The 25,677-nt window shown below is 60.8% G+C and carries 22 protein-coding genes and 1 pseudogene; 16 read left to right on the forward strand and 7 right to left on the reverse strand.

The window, feature by feature from the left end; all coding sequences use genetic code 11:
* Positions 1-3: 3 nt before the first annotated feature.
* Positions 4-768: a sulfite exporter TauE/SafE family protein gene (locus BLU52_RS02015; RefSeq protein WP_090281262.1), complete on the forward strand. Its 765-nt coding sequence runs from the start codon at positions 4-6 to the stop codon at positions 766-768.
* Here the strand turns inward: BLU52_RS02015 and BLU52_RS02020 are convergent.
* Positions 758-1,072 (reverse strand): putative quinol monooxygenase, encoded by a 315-nt coding sequence (locus BLU52_RS02020; protein WP_090281264.1) that lies wholly within the window; start codon positions 1,070-1,072, stop codon positions 758-760. The two genes, BLU52_RS02015 and BLU52_RS02020, sit on opposite strands and share 11 nt — an antisense overlap.
* A 188-nt stretch (positions 1,073-1,260) precedes the next feature.
* Between BLU52_RS02020 and BLU52_RS02025 the strand changes: the two genes are divergently transcribed.
* From BLU52_RS02025 to BLU52_RS02035, 3 genes are all read left to right on the forward strand, one after another.
* Entirely contained in the window at positions 1,261-1,851 is a 591-nt protein-coding gene (locus tag BLU52_RS02025) for an NAD(P)H-dependent oxidoreductase (protein ID WP_090281266.1), read from the forward strand.
* Positions 1,852-1,911: 60 nt separating this feature from the next.
* Positions 1,912-2,823: a LysR family transcriptional regulator gene (locus BLU52_RS02030; protein WP_090281269.1), complete on the forward strand. Its 912-nt coding sequence runs from the start codon at positions 1,912-1,914 to the stop codon at positions 2,821-2,823.
* A 103-nt stretch (positions 2,824-2,926) separates the two neighbouring features.
* Positions 2,927-3,820 carry an NAD-dependent epimerase/dehydratase family protein gene (locus BLU52_RS02035; protein ID WP_090281272.1) on the forward strand — a complete coding sequence of 298 codons (894 nt, stop codon included), beginning with the start codon at positions 2,927-2,929 and terminating at the stop codon, positions 3,818-3,820.
* A gap of 1,266 nt (positions 3,821-5,086) precedes the next feature.
* On the opposite strand, the gene BLU52_RS02040 is transcribed toward BLU52_RS02035, so the two are convergent.
* A complete protein-coding gene (locus BLU52_RS02040; RefSeq protein ID WP_157720669.1) occupies positions 5,087-5,413 on the reverse strand; it encodes a hypothetical protein in 327 nt (108 codons plus the stop codon).
* A gap of 1,120 nt (positions 5,414-6,533) precedes the next feature.
* Between BLU52_RS02040 and BLU52_RS02045 the strand changes: the two genes are divergently transcribed.
* The 4 genes from BLU52_RS02045 (at position 6,534) to BLU52_RS02060 (ending at position 10,706) form a co-directional block, all read left to right on the forward strand.
* A complete protein-coding gene (locus BLU52_RS02045) occupies positions 6,534-7,883 on the forward strand; it encodes a GntP family permease (RefSeq protein WP_090288416.1) in 1,350 nt (449 codons plus the stop codon).
* A 16-nt stretch (positions 7,884-7,899) separates the two neighbouring features.
* The gene (locus BLU52_RS02050; RefSeq protein WP_090281278.1) at positions 7,900-8,760 is read left to right on the forward strand and encodes a MurR/RpiR family transcriptional regulator; all 861 of its coding nucleotides are present in this window, start codon (positions 7,900-7,902) and stop codon (positions 8,758-8,760) included.
* A gap of 1 nt (position 8,761) precedes the next feature.
* Positions 8,762-10,219: an N-acyl-D-amino-acid deacylase family protein gene (locus BLU52_RS02055; protein WP_090281282.1), complete on the forward strand. Its 1,458-nt coding sequence runs from the start codon at positions 8,762-8,764 to the stop codon at positions 10,217-10,219.
* Positions 10,220-10,337: 118 nt separating this feature from the next.
* Positions 10,338-10,706 (forward strand): glyoxalase superfamily protein, encoded by a 369-nt coding sequence (locus BLU52_RS02060; protein WP_090281285.1) that lies wholly within the window; start codon positions 10,338-10,340, stop codon positions 10,704-10,706.
* Positions 10,707-10,973: 267 nt separating this feature from the next.
* On the opposite strand, the gene gliR is transcribed toward BLU52_RS02060, so the two are convergent.
* A complete protein-coding gene (gene gliR / locus BLU52_RS02065; protein ID WP_090281288.1) occupies positions 10,974-11,990 on the reverse strand; it encodes an AraC family transcriptional regulator GliR in 1,017 nt (338 codons plus the stop codon).
* 206 nt (positions 11,991-12,196) lie between these two features.
* On the opposite strand from gliR, the gene BLU52_RS02070 reads away from it, so the two are divergent.
* From BLU52_RS02070 to BLU52_RS02080, 3 genes are read left to right on the forward strand one after another with little or no spacing between them, the layout of a single operon-like run.
* The gene (locus BLU52_RS02070; RefSeq protein ID WP_090281290.1) at positions 12,197-13,792 is read left to right on the forward strand and encodes an FAD-binding oxidoreductase; all 1,596 of its coding nucleotides are present in this window, start codon (positions 12,197-12,199) and stop codon (positions 13,790-13,792) included.
* Positions 13,789-15,390 carry a glycerol-3-phosphate dehydrogenase/oxidase gene (locus tag BLU52_RS02075; protein WP_408003547.1) on the forward strand — a complete coding sequence of 534 codons (1,602 nt, stop codon included), beginning with the start codon at positions 13,789-13,791 and terminating at the stop codon, positions 15,388-15,390. The genes BLU52_RS02070 and BLU52_RS02075 overlap by 4 nt, the downstream gene beginning before the upstream one ends.
* Positions 15,387-16,946, forward strand: a complete 1,560-nt coding sequence (locus BLU52_RS02080) for an FGGY-family carbohydrate kinase (RefSeq protein WP_090281295.1) — start codon at positions 15,387-15,389, stop codon at positions 16,944-16,946. Before BLU52_RS02075 ends, BLU52_RS02080 begins: the two co-directional genes overlap by 4 nt.
* 337 nt (positions 16,947-17,283) lie before the next feature.
* On the opposite strand, the gene BLU52_RS27200 is transcribed toward BLU52_RS02080, so the two are convergent.
* Positions 17,284-18,147 carry a methyl-accepting chemotaxis protein gene (locus BLU52_RS27200; protein ID WP_408003552.1) on the reverse strand — a complete coding sequence of 288 codons (864 nt, stop codon included), beginning with the start codon at positions 18,145-18,147 and terminating at the stop codon, positions 17,284-17,286.
* Positions 18,148-18,189: 42 nt separating this feature from the next.
* A pseudogene (locus BLU52_RS27205) lies at positions 18,190-19,203 on the reverse strand (methyl-accepting chemotaxis protein); the annotation flags it as partial.
* A 253-nt stretch (positions 19,204-19,456) separates the two neighbouring features.
* On the opposite strand from BLU52_RS27205, the gene pmrG reads away from it, so the two are divergent.
* A complete protein-coding gene (gene pmrG, locus BLU52_RS02090; protein WP_090281302.1) occupies positions 19,457-20,128 on the forward strand; it encodes a lipopolysaccharide core heptose(II)-phosphate phosphatase PmrG in 672 nt (223 codons plus the stop codon).
* Positions 20,125-20,967, forward strand: coding sequence for a phosphatase PAP2 family protein (locus BLU52_RS02095; protein WP_090281306.1), 843 nt, complete (start codon positions 20,125-20,127; stop codon positions 20,965-20,967). Before pmrG ends, BLU52_RS02095 begins: the two co-directional genes overlap by 4 nt.
* On the opposite strand, the gene rimJ is transcribed toward BLU52_RS02095, so the two are convergent.
* Entirely contained in the window at positions 20,915-21,502 is a 588-nt protein-coding gene (gene rimJ / locus BLU52_RS02100; protein ID WP_090281309.1) for a ribosomal protein S5-alanine N-acetyltransferase, read from the reverse strand. The two genes, BLU52_RS02095 and rimJ, sit on opposite strands and share 53 nt — an antisense overlap.
* A gap of 249 nt (positions 21,503-21,751) precedes the next feature.
* Positions 21,752-22,117: a DUF6124 family protein gene (locus BLU52_RS02105; protein ID WP_090281312.1), complete on the reverse strand. Its 366-nt coding sequence runs from the start codon at positions 22,115-22,117 to the stop codon at positions 21,752-21,754.
* A 289-nt stretch (positions 22,118-22,406) separates the two neighbouring features.
* On the opposite strand from BLU52_RS02105, the gene BLU52_RS02110 reads away from it, so the two are divergent.
* The 3 genes from BLU52_RS02110 to BLU52_RS02120 all read left to right on the forward strand — a co-directional run bounded on the left by BLU52_RS02110 (position 22,407) and on the right by BLU52_RS02120 (position 25,449).
* Positions 22,407-23,300 carry an amidohydrolase family protein gene (locus BLU52_RS02110; protein WP_090281315.1) on the forward strand — a complete coding sequence of 298 codons (894 nt, stop codon included), beginning with the start codon at positions 22,407-22,409 and terminating at the stop codon, positions 23,298-23,300.
* A gap of 36 nt (positions 23,301-23,336) precedes the next feature.
* A complete protein-coding gene (locus BLU52_RS02115; RefSeq protein ID WP_090281317.1) occupies positions 23,337-24,311 on the forward strand; it encodes a dienelactone hydrolase family protein in 975 nt (324 codons plus the stop codon).
* A 142-nt stretch (positions 24,312-24,453) separates the two neighbouring features.
* Positions 24,454-25,449 (forward strand): GlxA family transcriptional regulator, encoded by a 996-nt coding sequence (locus tag BLU52_RS02120; RefSeq protein ID WP_090281320.1) that lies wholly within the window; start codon positions 24,454-24,456, stop codon positions 25,447-25,449.
* Positions 25,450-25,677: the final 228 nt, after the last annotated feature.

The raw sequence follows: 25,677 nt of genomic DNA on the forward strand, positions 1-25,677 counted from the left end.
ATCATGCATACCCTCATCGACTTCTACCAAAACCTCGGCCCAGCCCTGTCCCTGCTGGTCATCCTCACCTTCCTGCTCGCCGGCTTGGTCAAAGGCGTGATCGGCCTCGGCTTGCCCACCGTTGCCATGGGCCTGCTCGGTCTGGCTGTGGCGCCAGCGCAGGCAGCCGCACTATTGATCATCCCGGCAACGTTGACCAATCTCTGGCAACTGGCATTCGGCGGGTATCTCAAGGCCCTGATCAAACGCCTATGGCCGATGCTGCTGCTGATCTTCCTCGGCACCGCCATCGGTACGCTATGGATCGGCATGGCGGGCGGGCATTGGGTGGTACGCGGGCTGGGCGCGGCGTTGCTGCTCTATGCGTTGAACGGACTGTTCCTGCCGACACTGCACGTCAATCCGCGTCATGAGACCTGGCTTGGCCCGCTCTGTGGATTGATCACCGGCATCATCACCTCCGCCATCGGTGTGTTCGTGATTCCGGCGGTGCCGTACCTGCAAGCGCTGGGCTTGCGCCGCGATGAACTGGTGCAGGCGCTGGGCCTGTCCTTCACGGTGTCGACGCTTGCCTTGGCCGCAGGCTTGCTCTGGCGCGGTGCGCTGGGGAGTGGCGAACTCGGTGCGTCGTTGCTGGTGCTGATTCCGGCCCTGCTCGGCATGTGGCTCGGCCAATGGCTGCGCCAGCGCATCAGCGCGGTGCTGTTCAAGCGGGTGTTTTTTATCGGTCTGGGCGCGCTCGGCGCCCATTTGCTGATCAGCGCTTAGCCGAGGAAGCGCTGAGCATGTCGATCGGGCGGATGTCAAAATCGCGCTCCAGATATTCCATGCGTCGGGCGAAAAAATCCTTCATGTGCGGCAGATTCGAGTGCTCGTCCAGGTGCGCCCGCGACTCCCAGATCTCGTAGAAAATGAACAGCGTCGGATCTTCCTTGTCGCGCAGCATGTGGTATTCGATGCAACCGGGCTCGGCGCGACTCGGTTCGACATAAGCGCGAAACAGTGCCTCGAAAGCCTCGGCGCGTTCCGGGCGGGTCTTGGCATGCAGGATAAAACCCTCGCGTTGACTCATCACAACGTCCTCGTATTCATGAAAGCGCCGAATGCTACGACAACAATCACGGTTCGATTCGTGCGTTTTGCTCAAATGTATTTTGCGCGGGCATGGCTTATTCCGCGCGACGCGAGCCGTTAATCTGCCGCCATTCCATTTCCATTTCCACTTTCCATCCAGCCCGATGGCTGCGCTGAGGCTTTGTCATGAAAAAAGTACTGTTGCTCAATGGCGGTAAAAAATTCGCTCACTCCGACGGTCGCTACAACGCCACCCTGCACGAAACCGCGCTGAGCGTGCTGGACCGTGGCGGTGTCGATGTGAAAACCACCTTCATCGACGAGGGCTACGACGTCGCCGAGGAAGTGGCGAAATTCCTCTGGGCCGACGTGATCGTTTATCAGATGCCGGGCTGGTGGATGGGCGCGCCATGGACCGTAAAAAAATACATCGACGAAGTCTTTACCGAGGGCCACGGCAGCCTGTACGCCAGCGATGGCCGCACCCGTTCCGACGCGTCGCAGAAATACGGCAGCGGAGGTCTGATCCAGGGCAAGCAGTACATGCTTTCGCTGACCTGGAACGCACCGCAGCAAGCCTTCGATGACCCCAGCGATTTCTTTGAAGCCAAGGGCGTCGATGCGGTGTACTTCCCGTTCCACAAGGCCAACGAGTTTCTTGGCATGACCGCGCTGCCAACCTTCCTCTGTGTCGACGTGATGAAGCGCCCGAACATCGAAAACGACGTGGCGCGTTATGAGCAGCATTTGACCCAGGTGTTTGGCCTCAAGGGCTGATGCTCGGCTACTATCGTGGGCCTGCGCCTGTGTGGCAGGCCCATCGAGCAGAGGACACCCGTGAAAGCCAGATCCGATGAATTGCAGATTTTCGTCTGCGTGATCGAGTGCGGTTCGATTTCCGCCGCGGCCGAACAGGTCGGGCAGACGCCATCGGCGGTCAGTCGCACGCTGTCGCGGCTGGAAGCCAAACTTGAAACCACGCTGATCAATCGCACCACGCGGCGCATGGACCTGACCGAGGAGGGCCGGTACTTCTTCGAACAGGCCAAGCTGATTCTCGATCAAATGGACCAACTCGAAGAACGCCTGTCCTCGCGCCAGCAAACCCCGTCCGGGCGACTGCGAATCAACGCCGCCTCACCGTTCATGCTGCACGCCATCGTGCCCTACATCGACGAGTTTCGCCGGCTCTACCCGGACATTCAGCTCGAACTCAACAGCAATGACCTGATCATCGATCTGCTGGAACAAAGCACCGACATCGCCATTCGGATCGGCAATCTCGCCGATTCGACGTTGCATGCGCGTTCGCTCGGTTGCAGTCCGTTGCTGATCGTCGCCAGCCCGGCCTATCTGAAACAGCGCGGTACGCCGCGCCAAGTGGCCGATCTCAGCGAGCACACATTGCTCGGTTTTACCCAAAACGAAGGTCTCAACCAGTGGCCGCTGCGTTACGTACACGGTGACCGTTGGCCGATCACTGCGGCGATCAGCGCCTCCAGCGGTGAGACCGTGCGCCATCTGGCGCTGGAAGGGCAGGGCATTGCCTGTCTGTCGCACTTCATGACCATCGATGACATTCGTGCCGGGCGCTTGAAAGTCCTGCTGGGTGAATTCAACAGCGGATATCGCCAGCCGATCAATGCGGTGTACTACCGCAACTCGCAACTGGCGCTGCGCATTCAGTGCTTTCTGGATTTCATTCAAGGCAAACTTGCGGCGTACGCCAGCGCGGATTTCAAGGGCTGATTCGTGATCCCTGCACAAGAGTGATTTGGGTGATGGCGGGTTTTTCGATCAGGGTCATCGGTTGATACTCGCTGCATCACTTATCCACGCAGGGAGTTTCTCCATGAACGTATTTATTACCGGCGCTGCCGGTTTTATCGGCGGTTCCATCGCCACCGGTCTGGTTCAGGCCGGGCATCAGGTCACCGGTCTGGTGCGCAGTGCCGAACAGGCTGATGAACTCAAGGCTCTGGGGATTAACGCCGTCATCGGCACCCTTGACGATCAGGCATTGCTCGCCGAACAGGCCCGCGCGGCGGATGCGGTAATCAACGCCGCCAGCAGCGACCATCGCGGCGCGGTCGAAGCGTTGCTCGACGCTTTGCGCGGCTCCAACAAAGTGTTCCTGCACACCAGCGGTTCGAGCATTGTCGGCGATGCGTCGGGCGGTAAGTCCAGCGACGTCATCTATTACGAAGATAACTTGCCGGAACCGACCGTCGACAAAGCCGCCCGCGTGGCGATCGACAACCTGGTGCTTGCCGCGGCGAAGGACGGCGTGAATTCCGCTGTCATCTGCAACACGCTGATCTACGGTCACAGCCTCGGCGTCAAACGCGACAGCGTCCAACTGCCGCGACTGCTGAAGCAGGCGCGCAAAAGTGGTGTGGTGCGGCATGTCGGCACCGGGCAGAACATCTGGTCCAACGTGCACATCGAAGACGTCGTGGCCCTGTATGTACTGGCGCTGAGCAAGAATGTGCCGGGCACTTTCTACTTCGTCGAAAGCGGTGAAGCGTCGTTCATCGACATGACTACCGCCATGGCCGCCGCGCTGAATCTGGGCCAGCCACAAGACTGGCCGCTGCAGGACGCCGAAGCCGAATGGGGCTATGAGATGGCCAACTACGGCCTCGGCTCCAACAGCCGCGTCCGCGGCAAGAAGGCCCGCGAACTGCTGGGCTGGGCGCCGAAGCGCACTTCGGTGGTTGAATGGATTCGTCACGAAATGGTGTGAGTTCACCTCAACACATCAAACCTGTGGGAGCTTGCCTGCAAGCGATGGGGCCAGCCCAGCCAACACATCCCTTGCCTGACCCACCGCTATCGCCAGCAGGCTGGCTCCCACAGGTTGACAGCGTTCAAACTGAAGAATAGCGATCAAATGGTGGGAGCTTGCCTGCAAGCGATGGGGCCAGCCCAGCCAGCACATTCATTGCTTGACCCACCGCTATCGCCAGCAGGCTGGCTCCCACAGGTTGTCCGCGTTCAAACTGAAGAATCGCGATCAAATGGTGGGAGCTTGCCTGCAAGCGATGGGGTCAGCCCAGCCAACACATTCATTGCTTGACCCACCGCTATCGCCAGCAGGCTGGCTCCCACAAGCTGTCCGCGTTCGAACTGAAGAATAGCGATCAAATGGTGGGAGCTTGCCTGCAAGCGATGGGGCCAGCCCAGCCAACACATCCCTTGCCTGACCCACCGCCATCGCCAGCAGGCTGGCTCCCACAGGTTGTCCGTGTTCAAACTGAAGAATAGCGATCAAATGGTGGGAGCTTGCCTGCAAGCGATGGGGCCAGCCCAGCCAACACATCCCTTGCCTGACCCACCGATATCGCCAGCAGGCTGGCTCCCACAAGTTACCCGCGTTTGAACTGAAGAATCGCGATCAAATGGTGGGAGCTTGCCTGCAAGCGATGGGGCCAGCCCAGCCAACACATCCCTTGCCTGACCCACCGATATCGCCAGCAGGCTGGCTCCCACAGGTTGTCCGCGTTCAAACTGAAGAATAGCGATCAAATGGTGGGAGCTTGCCTGCAAGCGATGGGGCCCGCCCAGCCAACACATTCATCGCTTGAGCCACCGCTATCGCCAGCAGGCTGGCTCCCACAAGCTGTCCGCGTTTGAACTGAAGAATCGCGACAAATGGTGGGAGCTTGCCTGCAAGCGATGGGGCCCGCCCAGCCAACACATTCATCGCTTGAGCCACCGCTATCGCCAGCAGGCTGGCTCCCACAAGTTACCCGCGTTCGAACTGGAGAATCGCGATCAAATGGTGGGAGCTTGCCTGCAAGCGATGGGGCCAGCCCAGCCAACACATTCATTGCTTGATCCACCGCTATCGCCAGCAGGCTGGCTCCCACAAGCTGTCCGCGTTCGAACTGAAGAATCGCGATCAAATGGTGGGAGCTTGCCTGCAAGCGATGGGGCCAGCCCAGCCAGCAGATTCATTGCTTGAGCCACCGCCATCGCCAGCAGGCTGGCTCCCACAGGTTGTCCGCGTTCAAACTGAAGAATAGCGATCAAATGGTGGGAGCTTGCCTGCAAGCGATGGGGCCAGCCCAGCCAACACATCCCTTGCCTGACCCACCGCCATCGCCAGCAGGCTGGCTCCCACAGGTTGTCCGCGTTCAAACTGAAGAATCGCGACAAATGGTGGGAGCTTGCCTGCAAGCGATGGGGCCCGCCCAGCCAACACATTCATCGCTTGAGCCACCGCTATCGCCAGCAGGCTGGCTCCCACAAGCTGTCCGCGTTTGAACTGAAGAATCGCGACAAATGGTGGGAGCTTGCCTGCAAGCGATGGGGCCCGCCCAGCCAACACATTCATCGCTTGAGCCACCGCTATCGCCAGCAGGCTGGCTCCCACAAGTTACCCGCGTTCGAACTGGAGAATCGCGATCAAATGGTGGGAGCTTGCCTGCAAGCGATGGGGCCAGCCCAGCCAACACATTCATTGCTTGATCCACCGCTATCGCCAGCAGGCTGGCTCCCACAAGCTGTCCGCGTTCGAACTGAAGAATCGCGATCAAATGGTGGGAGCTTGCCTGCAAGCGATGGGGCCAGCCCAGCCAACACATCCCTTGCCTGACCCACCGATATCGCCAGCAGGCTGGCTCCCACAGGTTGTCCGCGTTCAAACTGAAGAATAGCGATCAAATGGTGGGAGCTTGCCTGCAAGCGATGGGGCCAGCCCAGCCAACACATCCCTTGCCTGACCCACCGCCATCGCCAGCAGGCTGGCTCCCACAGGTTGTCCGCGTTCGAACTGAAGAATCGCGATCAAATGGTGGGAGCTTGCCTGCAAGCGATGGGGCCAGCCCAGCCAGCACATTCATTGCTTGACCCACCGCTATCGCCAGCAGGCTGGCTCCCACAAGTTACCCGCGTTCAAACTGAAGAATCGCGACAAATGGTGGGAGCTTGCCTGCAAGCGATGGGGCCAGCCCAGCCAGCACATTCATTGCCTGACCCACCGCTATCGCCAGCAGGCTGGCTCCCACAGGTTGTCCGCGTTCAAACTGAAGAATAGCGATCAAATGGTGGGAGCTTGCCTGCAAGCGATGGGGCCAGCCCAGCCAACACATCCCTTGCCTGACCCACCGCCATCGCCAGCAGGCTGGCTCCCACAGGTTGTCCGCGTTCAAACTGAAGAATAGCGATCAAATGGTGGGAGCTTGCCTGCAAGCGATGGGGTCAGCTTAGCCAGCACATTCATTGCCTGATACACCGCTATCGCGAGCAGGCTCACTCCTACATTGGTTTTGCGGTAATTGAGAAGGCATGTAAATCCCACCCCACGATTTTCATTAATCACGACAACCCATACCCATCAGCGACACACCTTGCCTCTCCACGAAAATTACTTTCATGCGGTTTGAATTCTCGATCTCGAAATGATTTATGAGTTTCACAACCCATTCGAACGTGACCCTTTCGAGGAGTACCGCATGACGCCTTCTTTCGGCTACTGGCTGCTGGTCTATGCCGCTGTCGCCATCATCGCGCTGATCGTGTTGATCGCCCGTTACCGGCTCAATCCGTTCATCGTCATCACCCTGATTTCCATCGGCTTGGCTCTGGTCGCCGGCATGCCACCGTCGGGCGTGGTAGGGGCATATGAGGCCGGGGTCGGCAAGACGCTGGGGCATATTGCGCTGGTGGTGGCGCTGGGGACGATGCTTGGCAAGATGATGGCCGAGTCCGGCGGTGCCGAGCAGATGGCGCGAACCTTGATCGATAAGTTCGGTGAGAAGAACGCGCACTGGGCGATGGTCTGCATCGCCTTTCTGGTGGGGCTGCCGCTGTTCTTCGAAGTCGGTTTCGTCTTGCTGGTGCCGATTGCCTTTACCGTGGCGCGGCGAGTCGGTGTGTCGATTCTCATGGTCGGGTTGCCGATGGTTGCGGGCCTGTCGGTGGTGCACGCGCTGGTGCCGCCGCATCCGGCGGCGATGCTCGCGGTGCAGGCGTATCAGGCCTCGGTCGGGCAGACCTTGCTCTATGCGATCGCCATCGGCATTCCGACGGCAATCATCGCCGGCCCGCTGTACGCCAGATTCATCGTGCCGCGCATTCAATTGCCGGCGGATAACCCGCTGGAAAAACAATTTCTGGACCGCGAGCCACGCGACAAACTGCCCGGTTTCGGCATCACCATGGCAACCATTCTGTTGCCGGTGGTGCTGATGCTGATCGGCGGCTGGGCCAATCTGATTTCCACCCCGGCCAGCGGGTTCAACCAGTTCCTGCTGTTCATCGGTAACTCGGTCATCGCCCTGTTGCTGGCGACCTTGCTGAGCTTCTGGACACTCGGCATCGCCCAAGGCTTCAACCGCGAATCGATCCTCAAGTTCACCAACGAATGCCTCGCGCCAACCGCCAGCATCACCCTGCTGGTCGGTGCCGGCGGTGGCTTGAACCGGATTCTGGTGGACGCTGGCGTGACCGATCAGATCGTCGGCCTCGCCCATGAATTTCATCTGTCACCGCTGCTCATGGGCTGGCTGTTCGCCGCGTTGATGCGCATCGCCACCGGCTCCGCAACCGTTGCGATGACCACCGCATCCGGTGTGGTTGCGCCGGTGGCCATTGGTCTGGGTTATCCACACCCGGAGTTGCTGGTGCTGGCGACCGGCGCGGGCTCGGTTATCTTTTCCCACGTCAACGACGGCGGCTTCTGGTTGATCAAGGAATACTTCAACATGAGCGTCGCGCAGACGTTCAAGACCTGGACGGTACTTGAGACGCTGATCTCGCTGGTCGCTTTCGGCCTGACCGTTGGCCTTTCTTACCTGCTGTAACCGGAGCCCGCCGCCCATGGATATCCTCTACCAGATCCGCGCCCGCCAGGATTCCTTCAGCGCAGGCGAAGGGCGTATCGCCCGGCTGATGCTCGACGATGTCGGTTTCGCCGCCAGCGCCAGCCTCGAAGACCTCGCGCAACGCGCCGAAGTCAGCACCGCCACGCTGTCGCGCTTTGCCCGCACAGTCGGCTGCCGCGACCTGCGTGACCTGCGCCTGCAACTGGCCCAAGCCAGCGGCGTCGGCAGCCGTTTCCTTGATCCGGCGGGCACACCTGAACAGTCGGCGTTCTACGGCCAGATTGTTGGCGACATCGAAACCACGCTGCGCCAGCATCTGGCCGGTTTCGACGAATCGCGCTTCGCCGATGCGGTGAAAATGCTTGGCCAGGCGCGGATGATTCACGCGTTCGGCATGGGCGGATGCTCGACCCTGTGCAGCACTGAATTGCAGGTGCGCCTGGTGCGTCTCGGCTACCCGATTGCGGTGTGTCATGACGCAGTGATGATGCGCGTCACCGCGGCCAGCCTGAATGCCGAGCAAGTAGTCATCGTCTGCTCATTGACCGGCATCACCCCGGAGCTGCTGGAAACTGTAGAGCTGGCGCGCAACTACGGCGCGCGCATTCTGGCAATCACCCGCGCCGATTCGCCGCTGGCCGAACTGGCCGATGTCGTCCTGCCGCTGCAAGGCGCGGAAACCTCGTTCATCTATAAACCGACGGCGGCGCGCTACGGCATGCTGCTGGCCATCGACGTGCTTGCCACCGAGCTGGCGCTGGCCAGTCCTGAAGACAATCAAGAACGTCTGCGGCGGATCAAACTCGCCCTCGACGAATACCGTGGCGGCGACGATCACCTGCCGCTGGGAGACTGACATGCAGTACGACACGCTGATTCGCAACGCTCTGGTCATCGACGGCAGCAACACCCCAGGCTATGAAGCCGACGTGGCGATTCTCAACGGCCGCATCGAGCGCATCGGTGACCTGCACGACGCCAGCGCCAGGGAAGAAATCGACGCCGCCGGCCGCGTGCTGGCGCCGGGTTTCGTCGATGTCCATACCCACGACGACACCGTCGTGATTCGCCAACCGCAGATGCTGCCCAAGCTCAGCCAGGGCGTGACCACGGTGATTGTCGGCAACTGCGGCATCAGTGCTTCGCCGGTCACGTTGCAGGGCAATCCGCCGGACCCGATGAACCTGCTCGGCACTCAGGCCGCGTTCGTTTACCCACGCTTCAGCGATTACCGAGCGGCGGTGGAAGCGGCCAACACCACGCTGAACGTCGCCGCACTTGTCGGCCACACGGCGCTGCGCAGCAATCATCTCGACGACCTGTTCCGCACCGCAACGGCGGAGGAAATCGCTGCGATGCGCGAGCAGTTGCGCGAAAGCCTGGAGGCCGGTGCCTTGGGTTTATCCACGGGCCTGGCCTACGCCAGCGCCTACAACGCTTCTACCGACGAGGTCATGCAACTGACCGAAGAACTGACGGCATTCGGCGCCGTCTACACCACCCATTTGCGCAGCGAATTCGCCCCGGTGCTCGAAGCCATGGACGAGGCGTTTCAGATTGGCCGTCACGCGCAATCACCGGTGATCATTTCCCACCTCAAATGCGCCGGTGTCGGCAATTGGGGGCGCAGTCCACAATTATTGGCAGCGCTGGAGGAGGCAGCAAAAAATCACCCGGTCGGTTGCGATTGTTATCCCTACGCGGCGAGCTCTTCAACCCTGGATCTCAAGCAAGTCACCGATGCTCATCGCATCACCATCACCTGGTCGACACCGCATCCGCAAGTCAGCGGTCGCGACCTGATCGACATCGCCGCCGAATGGAATCTGTCGCTGCTCGACGCCGCGAAACATCTGCAACCGGCAGGCGCGGTGTATTACGGCATGGACGAGGCTGATGTCAGAAGAATCCTCGCCCACCCACTGTCCATGGTCGGCTCTGACGGCCTGCCCGAAGACCCGTTCCCGCATCCGCGCCTGTGGGGCGCTTTCCCACGGGTGCTGGGGCATTTCAGTCGCGACGTCGGCCTGTTTCCGCTGCACACCGCCGTGCACAAGATGACCGGCCTGTCGGCAGCGCGCTTTGGTTTGAAAGAGCGGGGCGTGATTCGCGAAGGCTATTGGGCGGACCTGGTGTTGTTCGACCCGGTGACAGTGCGCGATGTGGCTGATTTCAACGACCCGCAACGGCCGGCGCAGGGCATTGACGGGGTGTGGGTCAACGGCGTGTTGAGCTATCGAGAGGGCCAGGCGAATGGCAGTCGGGCAGGGCGGTTTCTTGCGCGACAGGGGGATTTACGCGACAACTTTCGTTGACGATTCGTGGTCTGCGTCACAATGATGGCACATTGCGACTAAAGAAAGCCGGCAGCAGGCCGACTTGCTGACATCCACCCCGCCTACACTGTGGGGCCAATCAGTCAGGGAGCACCCCATGAGCTTCGGCAAAACCACCCCGATCCTGCGGATCTTCGATGAAGCCAAAGCTGTTGAGTTCTACGTCGATTTTCTCGGTTTCAAGATCGACTGGCAGCATCGCTTCGAAGCGAATTATCCGCTGTATCTGCAGGTGTCGCGCGGCGATTGTGTGCTGCATTTGTCCGAGCATCACGGCGACGCGTGCCCGGGTTCGGCGCTGCGCATCGAGACCGATGAGCTGGAGGTTTTTCAGCAGCAACTGATCGCCAGGGACTACACGTTTTCACACCCGCAGATTCAGGCGATGCCGTGGGGCAGCCAGGACATGACGATTGCCGATCCGTTTGGCAATCGGCTGGTGTTTACCAATGCGATTAGTCTCTGAGGCGTGAAAAGCCCCTCACCCTAGCCCTCTCCCGGGGGGAGAGGGGACTGACCGAGGTGTCTTGCGCGATACACCGACCTGAAAAATCGAGTCGATTGTGGATTCACCGCCGCTCTTGCAGGTCGGCGCATCGTTCGAGCAACCCCCGGTCGGCTCCCTCTCCCTCTGGGAGAGGGCTGGGGTGAGGGGAAACGGGGTAAACACCAAACTCGCGACCAACCAAGATCAACCGTGGTAGCGAGTCTGCTAGCGAAAAGGACCGACCCATCACCGCCGATGCATCTGCCGAAACTCCCCCGGCGGCATCCCTCGTCGGCTCTTGAACGCCCGGTGAAATGACCGAGGTTCGGTAAACCCGAGATACTGGGCAATCTCCTGAATCGGCAAATCACTGTTGAGCAAATAATGCTCCGCCAGCTCTTGCCGCAACTCATCGAGCACCTGCTGATACGACGTCCCCGCCTGCTGCAACTGTCGCTGCAAGGTGCGCAGCGACACATTCAGCTGTTCGGCCACTTGCTCCTTGCGCGGCAAGCCCTGCTTGAGCAGACCGCGCAGAATGTTTTTCACCTGCTGCGCCAGCGGCGCGTCCTCCAGTGTCGCCAGCAAGCCCAGCGCGTGTTCCTCCAAAGTACGCAACAACTGCGCATCGGCCTGACGCAACGGTAGTTGCAGATAGGCCAGCGGCACGATCAACGCCGAATACGGCTGATCGAACAACACCGGGCAACCGAAGAAGCTCTGGTATTGCGCCGGCGTCACCTCGGCCGGGCAGGAGTGTTCCAGCCAGACAGCGGCCGGCGACAGCTGCGTGTCGGCAATCCAGCGCGCATAGTGCAGCCACGAACCGAGCACGTTTTCCACCAGATGCCGCCGGATTCGCGGGCGCTGATGGCGGCAATCCCAGATCAAATGCACCTGACCGTCGCGCATTTCGGTGCGGCTGACGCCCATGTCGCCGACCAGTTTTTCAAACGGCATGATCCGGCTCATCGCATCGCCCAGCGTCGCGCAGTTCATGGTGATGTAACCGAGCACGCTCCAGGAATTGGGCAGGACGAAATTCGCCGCGTTGAGACCAAACAGCGGATCGCCGGAATGCTCGCAGAAATAGTCGAGCAAACGCTCATGCGCCTCGCCCGGCAAGCGCAAGCTGTTGTCGCTCAACTGCTGCGTCTGCAACCCGGCCGCCGCCAGCGCAGGCTCAATGGCCATGCCCAGTTGCCCGGCATGGCGCAGGTACTTGAGCAGCGGCGGAACCGAAGTGAAACCGAGCGATTGCATGATCGCGTTCCTTTGAGCAACGCCTGAGCGAAGGGATGGCCGAAAGGTACGGTGAAACCCCGGCGAAAGTAAATGACCGTATCTGGCACGCCGGTTGACTCAATTGGCTACCCCGATTGGCCGGATACGACCGTGACACTCTGGCGCCGCTGACTAGTATGAGGACTTGAAGCCGCACTGATTCGACGGCCCATAAGGACACACGCATGCGACGCTGGAACGGCTGGGGAGACGCAACCACGGTGGTCGAGTTACCAGCGCAGGGCGCAAGTTTTCTTGCGCAGCGAGTGGGCGAGGGCCGCGCGCTGCCCGACGCCTCGCTGGACACCGCGCTGGCCCGGGTGCCCGCCTCGCGGTTGCCGGCGCACGCCCTGTACAGCATCGACGCCCATGAGCGTTTGCTGCATGCGCGCGGCCAAAGTCTGCCGGACTGGCTGGCGCTGCGCGAAGGCACGCTGGGCGTTTATCCCGACGCCGTGGCATTTCCGGAGAGCGCCGCCGCCATCCGCCAGTTGCTGAAACTGGCCGAGGAGCAGGATGTGTGCCTGATACCTTATGGCGGCGGAACGTCGGTGGCCGGGCACATCAATCCGCCGAATTCGGCGCGGCCAGTGCTGACCGTTTCACTGGCGCGAATGAACCGCCTGACCGACCTCGACGAACAGAGCCTGCTGGCGACTTTTGGCCCCGGCGCGAGCGGGCCGCAAGTGGAGAGTCAGTTGCGTGCGCGCGGCTATACCCTGGGGCATTTCCCGCAGTCGTGGGAGCTGTCGACGCTGGGCGGTTGGGTCGCCAGTCGCTCGAGTGGCCAGCAGTCGTTGCGCTACGGGCGCATCGAGCAATTGTTTGCCGGCGGAACGCTGGAGACCTTCGCCGGGCCGCTGCAGATCCCGACCTTTCCAGCCTCGGCGGCTGGCCCGGACCTGCGCGAAATCGTGCTCGGTTGCGAGGGCCGTTTCGGAATCATTTCCGAGGTCAAGGTGCGCGTCAGTGCGCTGCCTGCCGATGAACGTTTCTATGGCGTGTTCCTGCCGGACTGGACGCAGGCACTCGGCGCCATTCGCCAACTGGCCCAGGCGCGCGTGCCGCTGTCGATGCTGCGCCTGTCCAACGCGGTGGAAACCGAAACGCAACTGGCCCTGGCCGGTCATCCGCAGCAGATCGCCTGGCTGGAAAAGTACCTGAGCCTGCGCGGTGCTGGGGCTGGCAAATGCCTGCTGACCTTCGGCGTGACCGGCAATCGTCAGCAGAACGCGCTGTCGTTGCGCCAGGCGCGGCAGAATCTCAAAGCGTTCGGCGGTGTGTTCACCGGCACCTTGCTCGGCAAGAAGTGGGCGCAGAACCGCTTCCGTTTTCCCTACCTGCGGGAGAACCTGTGGAACGCCGGTTACGTGGTCGACACCCTGGAAACCGCGACCGACTGGAGCAACGTCGACCACTTGCTCAACCTCATCGAAAACAGCCTGCGCGACGCCCTGGCCGGTGAAGGCGAGCGCGTGCATGTGTTCACCCACCTGTCCCACGTCTACGGCGAAGGCTCGAGCATCTACACCACTTACGTGTTTCGCCCGGCGGCGGATTACCCGGCGACGCTGGCGCGCTGGCAGGCGCTCAAACATGCGGCCAGTCAAACCATCGTCACCCACCACGGCACGATCAGCCATCAGCACGGCGTCGGCAAGGACCACGCGGCGTATCTGCTGCGCGAGAAGGGCGCGCTGGCGGTGGAAACCTTGCAGGCGTTAAGCAGACATTTCGATCCGGCCGGGCGCCTCAATCCCGGCACGTTGCTGCCGGAATGACTGCCGTGAATGAGAACTGGAACGTCGCATGGCGCGAGCAGATGCTGCCAACCCTGGCGGACGAACGCTGGGATCTGATCGTGATCGGTGGCGGCATCAGTGGCGCCGGGATAGTGCGTGAAGCGGCGCGGCGTGGCTGGCGCTGTCTGTTGCTGGAGCAGCGGGATTTTGCCTGGGGCACCTCCAGTCGTTCTTCGAAAATGGTCCATGGCGGTTTGCGCTACATCGCCAAGGGCCAGTGGCGGCTGACCCGCGATTCGGTGCGTGAACGCCAGCGCCTGCTCGACGAGGCGCCGGGGCTGGTCGAGCCGATGAGTTTCCTGATGCCGCACTATCGCGGCGGCTTTCCCGGCCCGCGTGTGCTCGGTGGCTTGCTGAGTGTTTACGACGCCTTGGCCGGGCGCCGCAGCCATCATTTTCATGACTCACAGCAGCTGCGTTTTATCGTGCCGGGGCTGAAGGAAAATGATCTGCTCGGCGGCACCAGTTTCGTCGACGCACTGACCGACGATGCCCGGCTGGTAATGCGTGTATTGAGCGAGGCGCGCGCCGATGGCGCGGTGGTGCTCAATGGTTTGCGCGTGGCGCAGTTGCTGCGTGAAGACGGGCGGGTGTGTGGCGTTGAAGTCGAAGATCGAGAGTCGGGCAAGACATTGCAATTGCGCTGCGCTGTGCTCGCGGTAGCCACGGGGGCATGGGCCGAGCGCCTGCGCCCAAGCGATTCGCCACGGCAATTGCGCCCGCTGCGCGGCAGTCATTTAGCGTTGCCGGGTTGGCGTTTGCCGGTGGCGCAGGCGCTGACCTTCCTGCATGCGCGCGATCGCCGGCCGGTGTTCGTTTTCCCGTGGGAAGGCGCGACGGTCATCGGCACCACTGATCTCGATCATCGTGAAGATCTCGATCAGAGCGCGAGCATCAGCGGCGAAGAAATCGACTATCTGCTGGCCGCTTGCACGCAAGCCTTTCCCGCTGCCGAAGTGACGGCGACGGATGTGCTGTCGACCTGGTCCGGCGTACGTCCGGTGGTCGGCGCTGCCGGTGAGCATCAGGGCAAACCGTCGAACGAAACTCGTGAACACGTGCTGTGGCAGGAGCCGGGCTGCGTCACCCTGGCCGGCGGCAAACTGACCACGTTTCGCCCGCAAGCGATTGAGGTGCTCAAGGCCTGCGCCGACATGCTCGGCCGTCCTTTCGAGGATGACGCCGCGCCGGTGTTCGCTGCAGTGCAGCCTTCGTCGATTCCTGGCCTCAGCCCGCAGCAATGGCGACGCCTGGCCGGGCGCCATGGCCGGGATCTGCCGAGGTTGGCGCAACTGATAGCCGAAATCGGCCCGGAGACGGTCGGCGCAACGGATACGTTGTGGGCGGAACTGGCGTTTGCCTGCGAGGCGGAAATGGTCCTGCATCTGGATGACTTGCTGCTGCGTCGCACTCGTCTGGGGCTGTTGCTGGCGCGCGGTGGCGAGGAGCATTTCGCCGCGATCCGCACGCTCTGCCAGCCGCGCCTGGCCTGGAACGACGAGCGCTGGCAGGCGGAAAACCAGCGTTATCGTTTGCTGTGGCAACGCGATCATGGCTTGCCGGAGGTCACGCCATGACGGCTCAAAAATACCTGCTGGCGATCGACAACGGCACCCAGAGCGTGCGCGCGCTGCTGTTCGATCTGCAGGGCAATCTGCTCGGCAAGGGCAAGGTCGAGTTGCAAGCGTATTACTCGACACAACCGGGCTGGGCCGAGCAGCATCCGGACTATTACTGGGCGAAACTCGGCGAGGCGTGTCAGCAACTCTGGCAGCAGACCGGGATCGACCGTGCGCAGATTGTCGGCGTTTCCCTGACTACGCAGCGCGGCACGGTGATCAATCTTGATGCCGATGGCAAACCGCTGCGCCCGGCAATTGTGTGGCTCGATCAGCGCCAGAGCGAAGTTGCCGGCAGCATCAAAGGGCCGTGGGGCTGGCTGCTCAAACTGGTCGGCGCGAAAGCCACCGTCGACTATTTTCGCGCCCAGGCCGAGGCCAACTGGATTGCCCGGCATCAGCCGCAAGTGTGGGCGGCGACCGACAAATTTTTGCTGCTGTCAGGGTTTCTCAGCTATCGACTCTGCGGGCGCTTTGTCGACTCGGTGGGCTGCTGCGTCGGCTACCTGCCGTTCGATTTCAAGCGGCTGAAGTGGGCGGCGCCGCGTGACTGGAAATGGCAGGCGCTGGCAGTGCGTCCCGAACAGTTGCCGAGCCTGCACAAGCCCGGCGAAACCCTCGGCCACATCAGCGCTGAAGCCAGCCGTCATACGGGTATTCCCGAAGGGTTGCCGCTGATTGCCGCCGGTGCCGACAAGGCCTGCGAAGTGCTCGGTGCCGGCGTGGTCGATACGAGCACCGTGTGCCTGTCCTACGGCACCACGGCGACCATCACCAGCACCCGTTCACGTTACCTGGAAATCGTCCCGCTGATCCCGCCGTACCCCTCGGCAGTGCCCGATCAGTACAACTGCGAAGTGATGATCTACCGCGGCTACTGGATGGTCGGCTGGTTCAAGAACGAGTTCGGCCTGCGCGAAATGCAGCAGGCGCAAGAGCAGGGTATCGAGCCCGAGCAACTGTTCGACGCGCTGGTCAATGCGGTGCCGCCGGGGTCGATGGGATTGATGCTGCAACCCTACTGGTCGCCGGGCATTCGCGAACCGGGCGTGGAGGCCAAAGGCGCGATGATCGGCTTCGGCGATGTGCACACTCGCGCGCATATATACCGGGCGATTCTGGAAGGTTTGGCTTATGCGCTCCGCCAAGGCATGGAGAACATCGAGAAACGCTCGAAGGTCTCGATCAAGCTCCTGCGCGTGGCCGGGGGCGGATCGCAAAGTGATGCGGCGATGCAACTCACCGCCAACATCTTCGGCCTGCCGGCCGAGCGCCCGCACGTTTACGAAGCCTCCGGCCTCGGCGCCGCGATCTGCTGTGCAGTAGGGCTGGGCCTGCATCCCGATTTCCCCAGCGCCATCGCCGCGATGACCCGCGTGGGCGCAGTGTTCACCCCACAACCTGAGGCGCGGCAGGTTTATCAGCGACTGTATGCAGAGGTGTATCTGCGCATGTATCGGCAGCTTAAACCGCTGTATCAGAGCATTCGGAAGATTACCGGGTACCCGGCGTGAAGCCGCTGAATGTGGACAACTCAAAAACTGAGCGAGCCTGCTCGCGATAGCGCAGTGTCAGCCAGCATCGAATCGCCTGACACAACGCCATCGCGGGCAAGCCCGCTCCCACAGGTATCGAGGTGTACACAACATCTATGGATGACTCAAAAACTGTGGGAGCTAGCCTGCTCGCGATTGCGGTGTGTCAGCCAGCATCGGATTGCCTGACACGACGCCATCGCGAGCAGGCTCACTCCTACAGTTATCGAGGTGAACACATTATCTGTGAACGACACCGTACCTGTAGGAGTGAGCCTGCTCGCGATTGGTTTTCCGCCTCAGCGAAGGCTCACGATCAAACGCGGAAGTGGCTGACCATCTGCTGCAACTGACCACCCAGACGCGCGAGTTCAACGCTCGACGCGGCGGTCTCATCACTCGCTGCGGCAGTCTGTTCCGAGACGTCGCGTACGTTGATGATGCTGCGGCTGATTTCTTCGGCCACGGCGCTTTGCTGTTCGGCAGCGGCAGCGATCTGCTGGTTCATCGACTGGATGTTCGACACCGTGCGGGTGATGTTTTCCAGCGACGCACCGGCCTTGCGGGTCAGGGCGACGCTGCTGTCGGTCAGCGCGCGGCTGTTGTTCATCACCGCAGAGACTTGCTGGGTGCCGTTCTGCAGACCGGCAACCAGGCCTTCGATTTCCTCGGTGGACTTTTGCGTCCGCTGGGCCAGACCACGGACCTCATCGGCAACCACAGCAAAACCACGACCGGCCTCACCGGCGCGGGCGGCTTCGATGGCGGCGTTCAGCGCCAGCAGGTTGGTCTGTTCAGCCACGGCTTTGATCACGTCCATGACGCTGCCGATCTTGTCGCTTTCCTGCTGCAGCACGCTCATCGCTTCGGTCGAACGCACCACTTCAGTGGCCAGACGCTCGATCTGCGCGATGGCCTCATTCACCACCTTGTCACCTTCACGGGCTTCACCGTCCGCTGCAGCGGCGGCTTGCGAAGCCTCTTCAGCGTTGCGCGCGACTTCCTGCACGGTGGCAGTCATTTCGTGCATGGCGGTGGCGACCTGATCGGTCTCGACTTTCTGGCTGTTCACGCCGGCACTGGTCTGCTCGGTCACGGCCGACAGTTCTTCAGCCGCGCTGGCGATCTGGGTCACGCCGTCGCGGATGCCGCTGATCAAGTCGCGCAGGGTCACGCCCATGCGCGCAATGCCTTGTTGCAGCACGCCGAGTTCGTCGCGACGCGTGACGGTCACGTTCTGGGTCAGGTCGCCGCTGGCGATGCGCTCGACCACGGCCAGGGTCTCTTGCAGTGGACGAGTGATCTGGCGGGTGATGATCACCGCAGCGATCACGCCCACCAGCAACGCCAGCAGGGTACTGATCAACTGAAAGGTGCGGGCCTGAGCACTTTCGACGTCACGACGGTCGAGCTGAATCTGATACAGCTGCTCGCTCAGGGACACGATGGTGGTGCCCTGGTCAGTCATTTCCTTACGCGCCTGCACCGCTTCGCTGTTGGCATTCTTGAACGCCATCAGCGAGCTGCGGTAGTTAACCAGCGCGGTCTCCAGCTGACGCAGCGCGTCTTGCTGGGTCGACGCAAAGTAGCTGTTCAGTGGCTTGAGGCTGGCAAGCGCCGCATCGATCTGGCCGACGGCTTTCTGCTCGGTTTCGGCATTGCTGGTGGCGGTGTAGCCGCGCACTTCGTAGCGCGCGAGGATGAACGCTTCCTTGGCCGCCGTGATCGCCTGGAACTGTTCGAAACGCTGCTCGCTCAATTCCATCTGCTGCACACGCTGGCTGATCGATTCGATCAATTCATACGCGGTCGCGGCGCTGGCGCTCATGCTGTCGCGGGCGCTGTTGCCGGTGCGATAGGCGTTACGCATTTTGTTCAGCGAAGTCTGGTATTCGGCAATGGTCGCGGCCTGCTGCTTGAGCAGTTTGACGTTTTCCGGGCTCTTGAATTTGCTGATCAGCGCTTGCTGCTGAGCGGCGAAACCATCAAGCGTGGTCTGCACGTTCTGCGCGGCGGTTTCATCGCCATTGGTCAGCATGTATTGCAGGCGCACCACGCGCAGTTTGGTCAGGCCGCTGTTGAGCTGAGTGATGTCGCTCATCCAGTTGCTGCGGTCGATCAGCCCGCCGAGGCTGGTCCAGCCGGTCAAGGCCAAAACGCACGTCAGGGCCAGCACCAAGCCGAAGCCCAGGCCCAGTTTCATGTTCACGCTGATGTTGCCGAACCAGCTATTCATCAATAATCCTCCAGAAACGTTGGGTTTCTTGGTCGTCAGTTAAGCTGGAAGATTGTTGTTCTTTTGAGCCAGCAGGGGTGTAAGCAGGACTGTATCGGCCGCAAATCCGAGAGCTGAAAGGTTTTTTGTCCTGCGGTACGGGGCGCCCGCTGCCAAGACTTTTTTCACATGGGTTTCACCGGCCGCCGACGCCGGGCTCGGTACCTTCGCCGCATCGGATAACAGCAGATGCATTGCGGCGAGGCGGCTTTTTGTGGAATTGAGACTGAACCTGTTCGGCGTCAAACGCGCGATCGATCTGCGCATACTGGCGCGTTTTCGCGACACTTGGGTGGTGCTGGCCGCATCCATACTGGTCATCCCGCTGACCCTGTGGTTTTTGGCGCCGACAGCGGTGCCGGACCTGGCGCACGGCAACGTCGCCGGCGCGCAGGCATTGGCCCAGCAGTGGGCCCAAGGCGACGTGATCGCCCTGGTGCGCCACGTCGAGCGCTGCGATCACTCGCGAGCGCAATGCCTGAGCGGCCACGACGGTATCACCGAGCGCTCGCGCAGTGTCGCCGTCGCGGTCGGCGCGCGTTTCGAGCAACTGGGCTTGAGCAACGCCGACGTCTACAACAGCCCGTCGATGCGCACCGTGCAGACCGCCGGCTATATGTTCAACCACGCCGCCAGCGGTGATGACTGGCTGATCAACTGCCGCGGACGAATGCTGCAAGACGCGCTGGCGCACAAAGTGCCGGGCCGCAATCTGATCCTGGTGACGCACAGCGAGTGCATGGCGCAAATTGAAAAAGACTTGAAAGTACCGACCTCAAACCCAGATTACGGCGCGTCTCTGTTCGTTTCTGCTGCCAACACCGCCGCGCCAAAAATGCTCGGTTTTATCGAAGCCTCCGACTGGCGCACGGTGACCACCCGATGAAATCTCGTTTCTACGCGTACAACTTCGGCATTCCACTGCTCTGCGCAGCGCTGGTGTTCCTGATGTTCGACATGACCGGTATCGACATCGCGATCAGCAACCTGCTGTTCGATCCGCAGACCCATACGTTCCCGATCGACAAGATCCACTTCTTCGAAAAACTCACCCATAAATGGGCGAGGATCATTCCCGACTGGACGGCAGAAATCGCCCTGATCGGTGCGCTGCTCTCAGTGATCTGGCCGCTGGTAAACCCGCAAAAGCGCCCACGCCTCGGCGCATTTCTGCAACGCAGCAAAGTCGCACCACTGCTGCGATTCTGCGCAGAACACCGTAGGGATTTTCTCTTTATCGTGGTCGCTTTTGCTGTGTGCACCGGTGTGATCCATTTCCTCAAATCCCACACCAGCGTGTACTGCCCGATCGAAACCACCTTGTACGGCGGAAAGATGCCGCACATCGAGTGGTACCAAAACTTCCAGCTCTTTCGCGAGGCGGGCAGTGGTCGTTGCTGGCCGGGCGGTCACGCCTCGGGCGGATTCACCATGCTGGCGCTGTACTTCGTCGCGCGCCGCTATCAGTGGCGTTTTTCCAAGGCCATCCTGTGGGGCTCGCTGCTGCTGGGATTCATCTATGGCACCACCCGCGTCCTGCAAGGCTGGCACTACATGTCCCACACGCTGTGGGCGGGCATCTTCGTCTGGCTCGCCTGTTTACTGACAGCGCTGGCGTTCTATGGATGGGCGCGGCTGGCGTTGCCGGTTTTGAGCCGGCGTGAACAAACACTCAGCCGAGTCGCCGCGACCAGCGCTTGTCCGGCGTTTCGAACAGCGGATTGACCAGCGCCGTCAGCACATGGTCCTGCCAGCGCCCGGCAATATTCAGGTACGCCTTGGCGTAGCCTTCCTTCTCGAAACCCAAACGCTCAAGCAGCCGCGCACTGCGCTCATTGCCGGGAATGTAGTTGGCCATGATCCGGTGCAGGTTCTGCGTATCGAACATATAGCTGATGCCCGCCTCCAGCGCCTCGGCCATCAAACCCTGCCCCTGATGTTTTTCATCCAGGTGATAACCCAGATAACACGCCTGAAACGCCCCACGAATCAGACCGCTGAAATTGCACGCGCCGATCATCTGCTGACCATCCAGCGTCAACAGCGCGAAATGCATCGCCAGCCCGGCTTCGAAGGCACTGGCCTGAATATCGAGGCGTCGACGAATCTGCTCGGTGGAAAAATACTCAGTCGTGCGAATCGGCGACCATGGCGCCAGGTGACGCTGATTGCGCTGATAGAACGCGCTTTCCAGCTCAGCCTGATCCGGATTGAGAATCGCAAGCGTCAGGCGCTCGCAGGGCAGGGTCAACAGCGGCATCGGACGCTCCGGAGCGAGGAATCTGCTCGCAGAGTCGCGCAATCACGAGGTGACGGCAAGCCGGGGCGTGGAAGGGACTTTCTTCCAGGCAAAAAAAAGCCCGCAGGAGCGCGGGCGAACCGTAGTTTCTTGAATGAGCGAGAGGACTGTACAAGGGTTGGCCGCGCAGGAGCAGTGAATAAAAATTCATCTCGATGGGTGGCTGACAACGCGGTCACCAGGCCTTGGAAATCAAGGCGTCTTACCGGCTCAGTGGCGGGTTTCCGGCCCGGCAGCCGATGGATCAAGATTGTCCCGAGCCCGGCAAACCAGCATCTCCGCCATCGCACTCAATTGCTTTATCGCCACCGCCACATGATATTTCGAACCGTCGAACTCATCGGCAAACGTAGCGCTGATGGCCGCGAGAGAATCGAGGATTTCGCTGGCATGGTTGAGCAGCGTGAGCGTGTCGACATCGTCTCGCACCCTTAGCAACTGATTCAGCGGCAACGCCCGCCGGCGTCGGCTTGGCATCTCGCAGCGTGGGGTGGCAGTGGAGGGGGCGACAGGACTGGCGGTCAGCGCATCGGCCGAGGCCGGGCCAACCAGCGTGAGCCGGGTGATTTTCTTCATGATGGAGCTCCGTGGGTAAACATTCACAGCGATTCAACTGCCAGACCGTCCGCTGGATGGCAGGAATGGAAGAGGGTAACGGCGGTGGGGAGGGAGCGCCAGTTCATGGGAGTCGACGCGGGTTGAGGGAAAAGTCCTAGGATGGGTTTTTTGTAGGAAAGGGGAGCGAGACGTTACTGCCCCAAAAAACGCGCATGGCGGAATTTTGATAGTACCCGTCGAGTTGACGGGAGCAACGAAGCACTACCGCCGATTATTGTCTTTCGCACAAAAGCAGGAAGCGATAATCATGCTGCCGTTGATCAAAAGAACCGACAGTCACGTTCATTTTTTTACTTCGCAAGACCTGCGCCGAGTGTCCGGTTCGCAGCCCTATGCATTACCAGAGCCACACTCGCTGACGGCTTATCTGGATAAGTTGATCGATGTTGGTATTGCACCGGCGCTTCTTAATAACGTCCATTTAAGTATCTTGCCGGACTCGGAAAACGTATTCGCTTCATTTGCCGAACTCAGGAATCTCCAGGCGGCCGACCCTCAGCGCTACGGGGGCGTCACGTTAGTGGGGACGATCAAGGCAGAACCTGCCTATGCCACTCACGAACGCCTTTCGCACCCTCAAATAGTGGGCGCGCGGATCGTTCTGCACGATGCACCGCCGGAAGCGGTTTCCGACAGGCAATTCAGCGATCAGCAGTGGTTGGCGTTTTATGGCCGCTTGCAACCGCACCAGCATCTGCACATCTATGCAAAAGAAGCCGAGACAAATCTGCGGGTATTGCGCCAAATCCCTCGCGCTGTGCGGGTCGTCATCGATCATCTGGGCACTTGTCACCGTGAGCGCGACATCACCGAGCCCGCTTACATCGCGCTACTTGCCGAAGCCAGGGTCCGCGGCAACGTGTGGTTCAAGGGGCCCGGCTATCGCACCTGCATTCAACCCGAGGAAACAGCTCGCTTCGTGACGCAAATCATCAGCGCCGTCGGCGCGGACAAGATCGTTCTTGAAGCAACGGATGCGCCGCATGTTGGCACCGACAACAAAGGCGTCGCGTATGCCGATCTGTTTGATCCGCACAGGGCTTTCAACTTTGTCGATGCCGTTGCACTGCATGTTTCCCAAGCGACCCGAATTCCTGTTGGCCAACTTCTGCGAGGAACATTTGGCCGGTTGGTAAGTTGATCTACGCCCACACTCTCACTTCGAGATCACCCGCAAATGACGACCATTACAACAAGAAACATCAACTTCAGCGTCAAGTACAACGATGCAACCCTGATTCTCAAAGGCATGCTGTTTCAGCCCGAACAACGCGACGCTGCGTCGCAAAAACTGCCACCGGTAATCTTCAACTCCGGCTTCACCGGCGGGGTCACGATGTACGGCCAACTGTTCGGTCGCGCCCTCGCGTCTCTGGGTTATCGCGTCATGACTTATGACGTAGCAGGTTTCTTTTCCAACAAGCACATCCGTAACACCCTCGAGTCAGGCGATAAGGTCATCACCCACGTCATTCTCGAAGACCAGAAGGATGAAGTGCTCGGCGCCGTTGCCTGGGCGCGCACGAATTTTGGTGAGATGCCGGTGGTTGCATCGTGGGCGATGGGTTCGGTGGCAAGCCTCGGAGCTGTTGCTGAACTGGCCGCGGCCGGCGCTGAACAGATCCGCTTCTGGGTGCCGATGAGCTACACCAACATCCGCACATTGCAGGCCTTGCGGGTTGATCGGGCGGCGGCTGATGCGGCGATTAAACAACTTGCCGATGACGCACCGATTCCGCCATTCGACACCGGCACCGATGAGACCCGACTTGGTTACTACCCGCTGGACCGAGAAACCCAGGCGTATGTCGATCAGCAACTGGGCGGCTACACCGAAGCGGGCGGCGCGGACCGTTGGCCGGGTTGTACCTACGTGACGGCAAAATCCTACACGTCCTATGTGCAATATGACCCGGAGCAGTCCATCGAAGGCGCGAAAGGTTTCCCGCCGGCGCTGATCATCCACGGCGCCGACAACACCTTGCACATGCCATCGGAATCCGTGCGCCTGCATCAGAACTATCCGGGCGATGCAGGCCCGAATGCGCTGATCATTTCGCACATGCAACATGGTCAGCAGAATCAGGCCGGCAATCCGGTGTTCGAATCGATGATCCAGAGCATCGACGAAGCCATCCGCACGCGATCTTGATCCCGGGCAGCGTTCTGATTTGTCTGCGCACTTCGGCAAAAGCAGTACGCACTTTCAATCTGGCTGGATGCGTGTCCAACCCCTAACATGGCGGGTCAAAGCCGTTCGCTCAAACGGCTTGCCCCCATGAAAGGATCTGGCGATGACAGCCCCCCATGATTCAGCGACGTCTGTGAATAACGGTACAACCAAGCGAATCGGGCTGCTCATCCTCCCTCAGTTCTCGATGATGGCCCTAGCGGGTGCCAGCGAGCCCTTGCGTGCGGCCAATCGGTTGTCCGGTAAAACGCTTTATCAATGGACGTTGCTCACGGAGGCGGGCGGACCAGTCAGTTCCAGCAGTGGCATCGAAATCCAAACCGTGGCCGTCGATCAGGCGCCGGAACTGGATCGCGTATTCGTCCTGGCCAGCCTCGATACCGAACATCAGAAACCACCGAAAATGCTGCGCTATCTGCAACGTGCGGCATCCCGCGGGATCACCGTCGGCGCACTGAGCACCGGTACGTTCATCCTCGCCCGCGCCGGATTACTGGAGGGCAAACGCTGTACGTTGCATTGGGAATCCTTCGGTCAGTTCTCCGAAGAATTTCCCACGATCGAAGTGACCCGGGAGCTGTACGTCAACCATGACAACCGCTGGACGTGCGCCGGCGGGACGGCGGCCATCGACCTCATGCTGGCGCAGATCGCGCTCGATTTCGGTAACCCGCTCGCGGCGAGTGTCGCCGAACAATTTCTCCACGCGCGGATACGCGCGCCGGAAGAGCATCAGCGCATGTCGATCCAGTGGCGGTTCGGCATTCATGATCGCCGGCTGACTGCCGCCATCGCCTTCATGGAGAACAATCTGGAGAACGTCGTCGGCATTGAAGAAATCGCCGACCGTTGCAATCTGTCCCATCGCCAACTCGAGCGCCTGTGGCATCAGCACTTTGGTAGGACTCCGAAGAAGTTTTATCTGGAACTCAGGTTGAACGAAGCGCGCCGATTGTTGCGTGAGAGCACGCAGCCCATTGCGTCGATTGCCTACAGTTGCGGGTTCGTTTCGGCCTCCCATCTGGGCGCAGCCTACCGTCGTGTCTGGGGATGCACGCCGGGAGAGGAGCGGCGGAAATTTGATGATGCTCACTCCTGATTTCGTTTACAGAATGTATCCGCGCAAAACCTTCGAATCTCTCCAGTCGGCAAATCCCATAGCCGGCTAATGACCCGTCTGGCTGGCGTATTACCGTACACGTCTGTCACCAGCGACCCGCCTGTTGCCCTGAACCCAACGCGCTGACCAGCGGATTGGTTGTCTGCGTAACGTCGAATTTTTGATAGAAAACGTCGAGCCCGCAGCTCAGAGTGCCCGCACTGGCGC

Source organism: Pseudomonas granadensis (assembly GCF_900105485.1).
GTDB classification, from domain to species: domain Bacteria; phylum Pseudomonadota; class Gammaproteobacteria; order Pseudomonadales; family Pseudomonadaceae; genus Aquipseudomonas; species Aquipseudomonas granadensis.

What these genes read in the sequence shown, in the direction of transcription:
- gliR (WP_090281288.1), bottom strand. Translation starts at nt 11,990, where the DNA reads ATGCAATCGCTCGGTTTCACTTCGGTTCCGCCGCTGCTCAAGTACCTG.
- BLU52_RS02110 (WP_090281315.1), top strand. Translation starts at nt 22,407, where the DNA reads ATGCTGCCGTTGATCAAAAGAACCGACAGTCACGTTCATTTTTTTACT.
- BLU52_RS02040 (WP_157720669.1), bottom strand. Translation starts at nt 5,413, where the DNA reads ATGAATGTGTTGGCTGGGCGGGCCCCATCGCTTGCAGGCAAGCTCCCA.
- BLU52_RS02105 (WP_090281312.1), bottom strand. Translation starts at nt 22,117, where the DNA reads ATGAAGAAAATCACCCGGCTCACGCTGGTTGGCCCGGCCTCGGCCGAT.
- BLU52_RS02080 (WP_090281295.1), top strand. Translation starts at nt 15,387, where the DNA reads ATGACGGCTCAAAAATACCTGCTGGCGATCGACAACGGCACCCAGAGC.
- BLU52_RS02095 (WP_090281306.1), top strand. Translation starts at nt 20,125, where the DNA reads ATGAAATCTCGTTTCTACGCGTACAACTTCGGCATTCCACTGCTCTGC.
- BLU52_RS02070 (WP_090281290.1), top strand. Translation starts at nt 12,197, where the DNA reads ATGCGACGCTGGAACGGCTGGGGAGACGCAACCACGGTGGTCGAGTTA.
- BLU52_RS02050 (WP_090281278.1), top strand. Translation starts at nt 7,900, where the DNA reads ATGGATATCCTCTACCAGATCCGCGCCCGCCAGGATTCCTTCAGCGCA.
- BLU52_RS02035 (WP_090281272.1), top strand. Translation starts at nt 2,927, where the DNA reads ATGAACGTATTTATTACCGGCGCTGCCGGTTTTATCGGCGGTTCCATC.
- BLU52_RS02060 (WP_090281285.1), top strand. Translation starts at nt 10,338, where the DNA reads ATGAGCTTCGGCAAAACCACCCCGATCCTGCGGATCTTCGATGAAGCC.
- BLU52_RS02015 (WP_090281262.1), top strand. Translation starts at nt 4, where the DNA reads ATGCATACCCTCATCGACTTCTACCAAAACCTCGGCCCAGCCCTGTCC.
- BLU52_RS02120 (WP_090281320.1), top strand. Translation starts at nt 24,454, where the DNA reads ATGACAGCCCCCCATGATTCAGCGACGTCTGTGAATAACGGTACAACC.
- BLU52_RS02025 (WP_090281266.1), top strand. Translation starts at nt 1,261, where the DNA reads ATGAAAAAAGTACTGTTGCTCAATGGCGGTAAAAAATTCGCTCACTCC.
- BLU52_RS02055 (WP_090281282.1), top strand. Translation starts at nt 8,762, where the DNA reads ATGCAGTACGACACGCTGATTCGCAACGCTCTGGTCATCGACGGCAGC.
- BLU52_RS02020 (WP_090281264.1), bottom strand. Translation starts at nt 1,072, where the DNA reads ATGAGTCAACGCGAGGGTTTTATCCTGCATGCCAAGACCCGCCCGGAA.
- rimJ (WP_090281309.1), bottom strand. Translation starts at nt 21,502, where the DNA reads ATGCCGCTGTTGACCCTGCCCTGCGAGCGCCTGACGCTTGCGATTCTC.
- BLU52_RS02115 (WP_090281317.1), top strand. Translation starts at nt 23,337, where the DNA reads ATGACGACCATTACAACAAGAAACATCAACTTCAGCGTCAAGTACAAC.
- BLU52_RS02075 (WP_408003547.1), top strand. Translation starts at nt 13,789, where the DNA reads ATGACTGCCGTGAATGAGAACTGGAACGTCGCATGGCGCGAGCAGATG.
- BLU52_RS02045 (WP_090288416.1), top strand. Translation starts at nt 6,534, where the DNA reads ATGACGCCTTCTTTCGGCTACTGGCTGCTGGTCTATGCCGCTGTCGCC.
- BLU52_RS27200 (WP_408003552.1), bottom strand. Translation starts at nt 18,147, where the DNA reads ATGGGCGTGACCCTGCGCGACTTGATCAGCGGCATCCGCGACGGCGTG.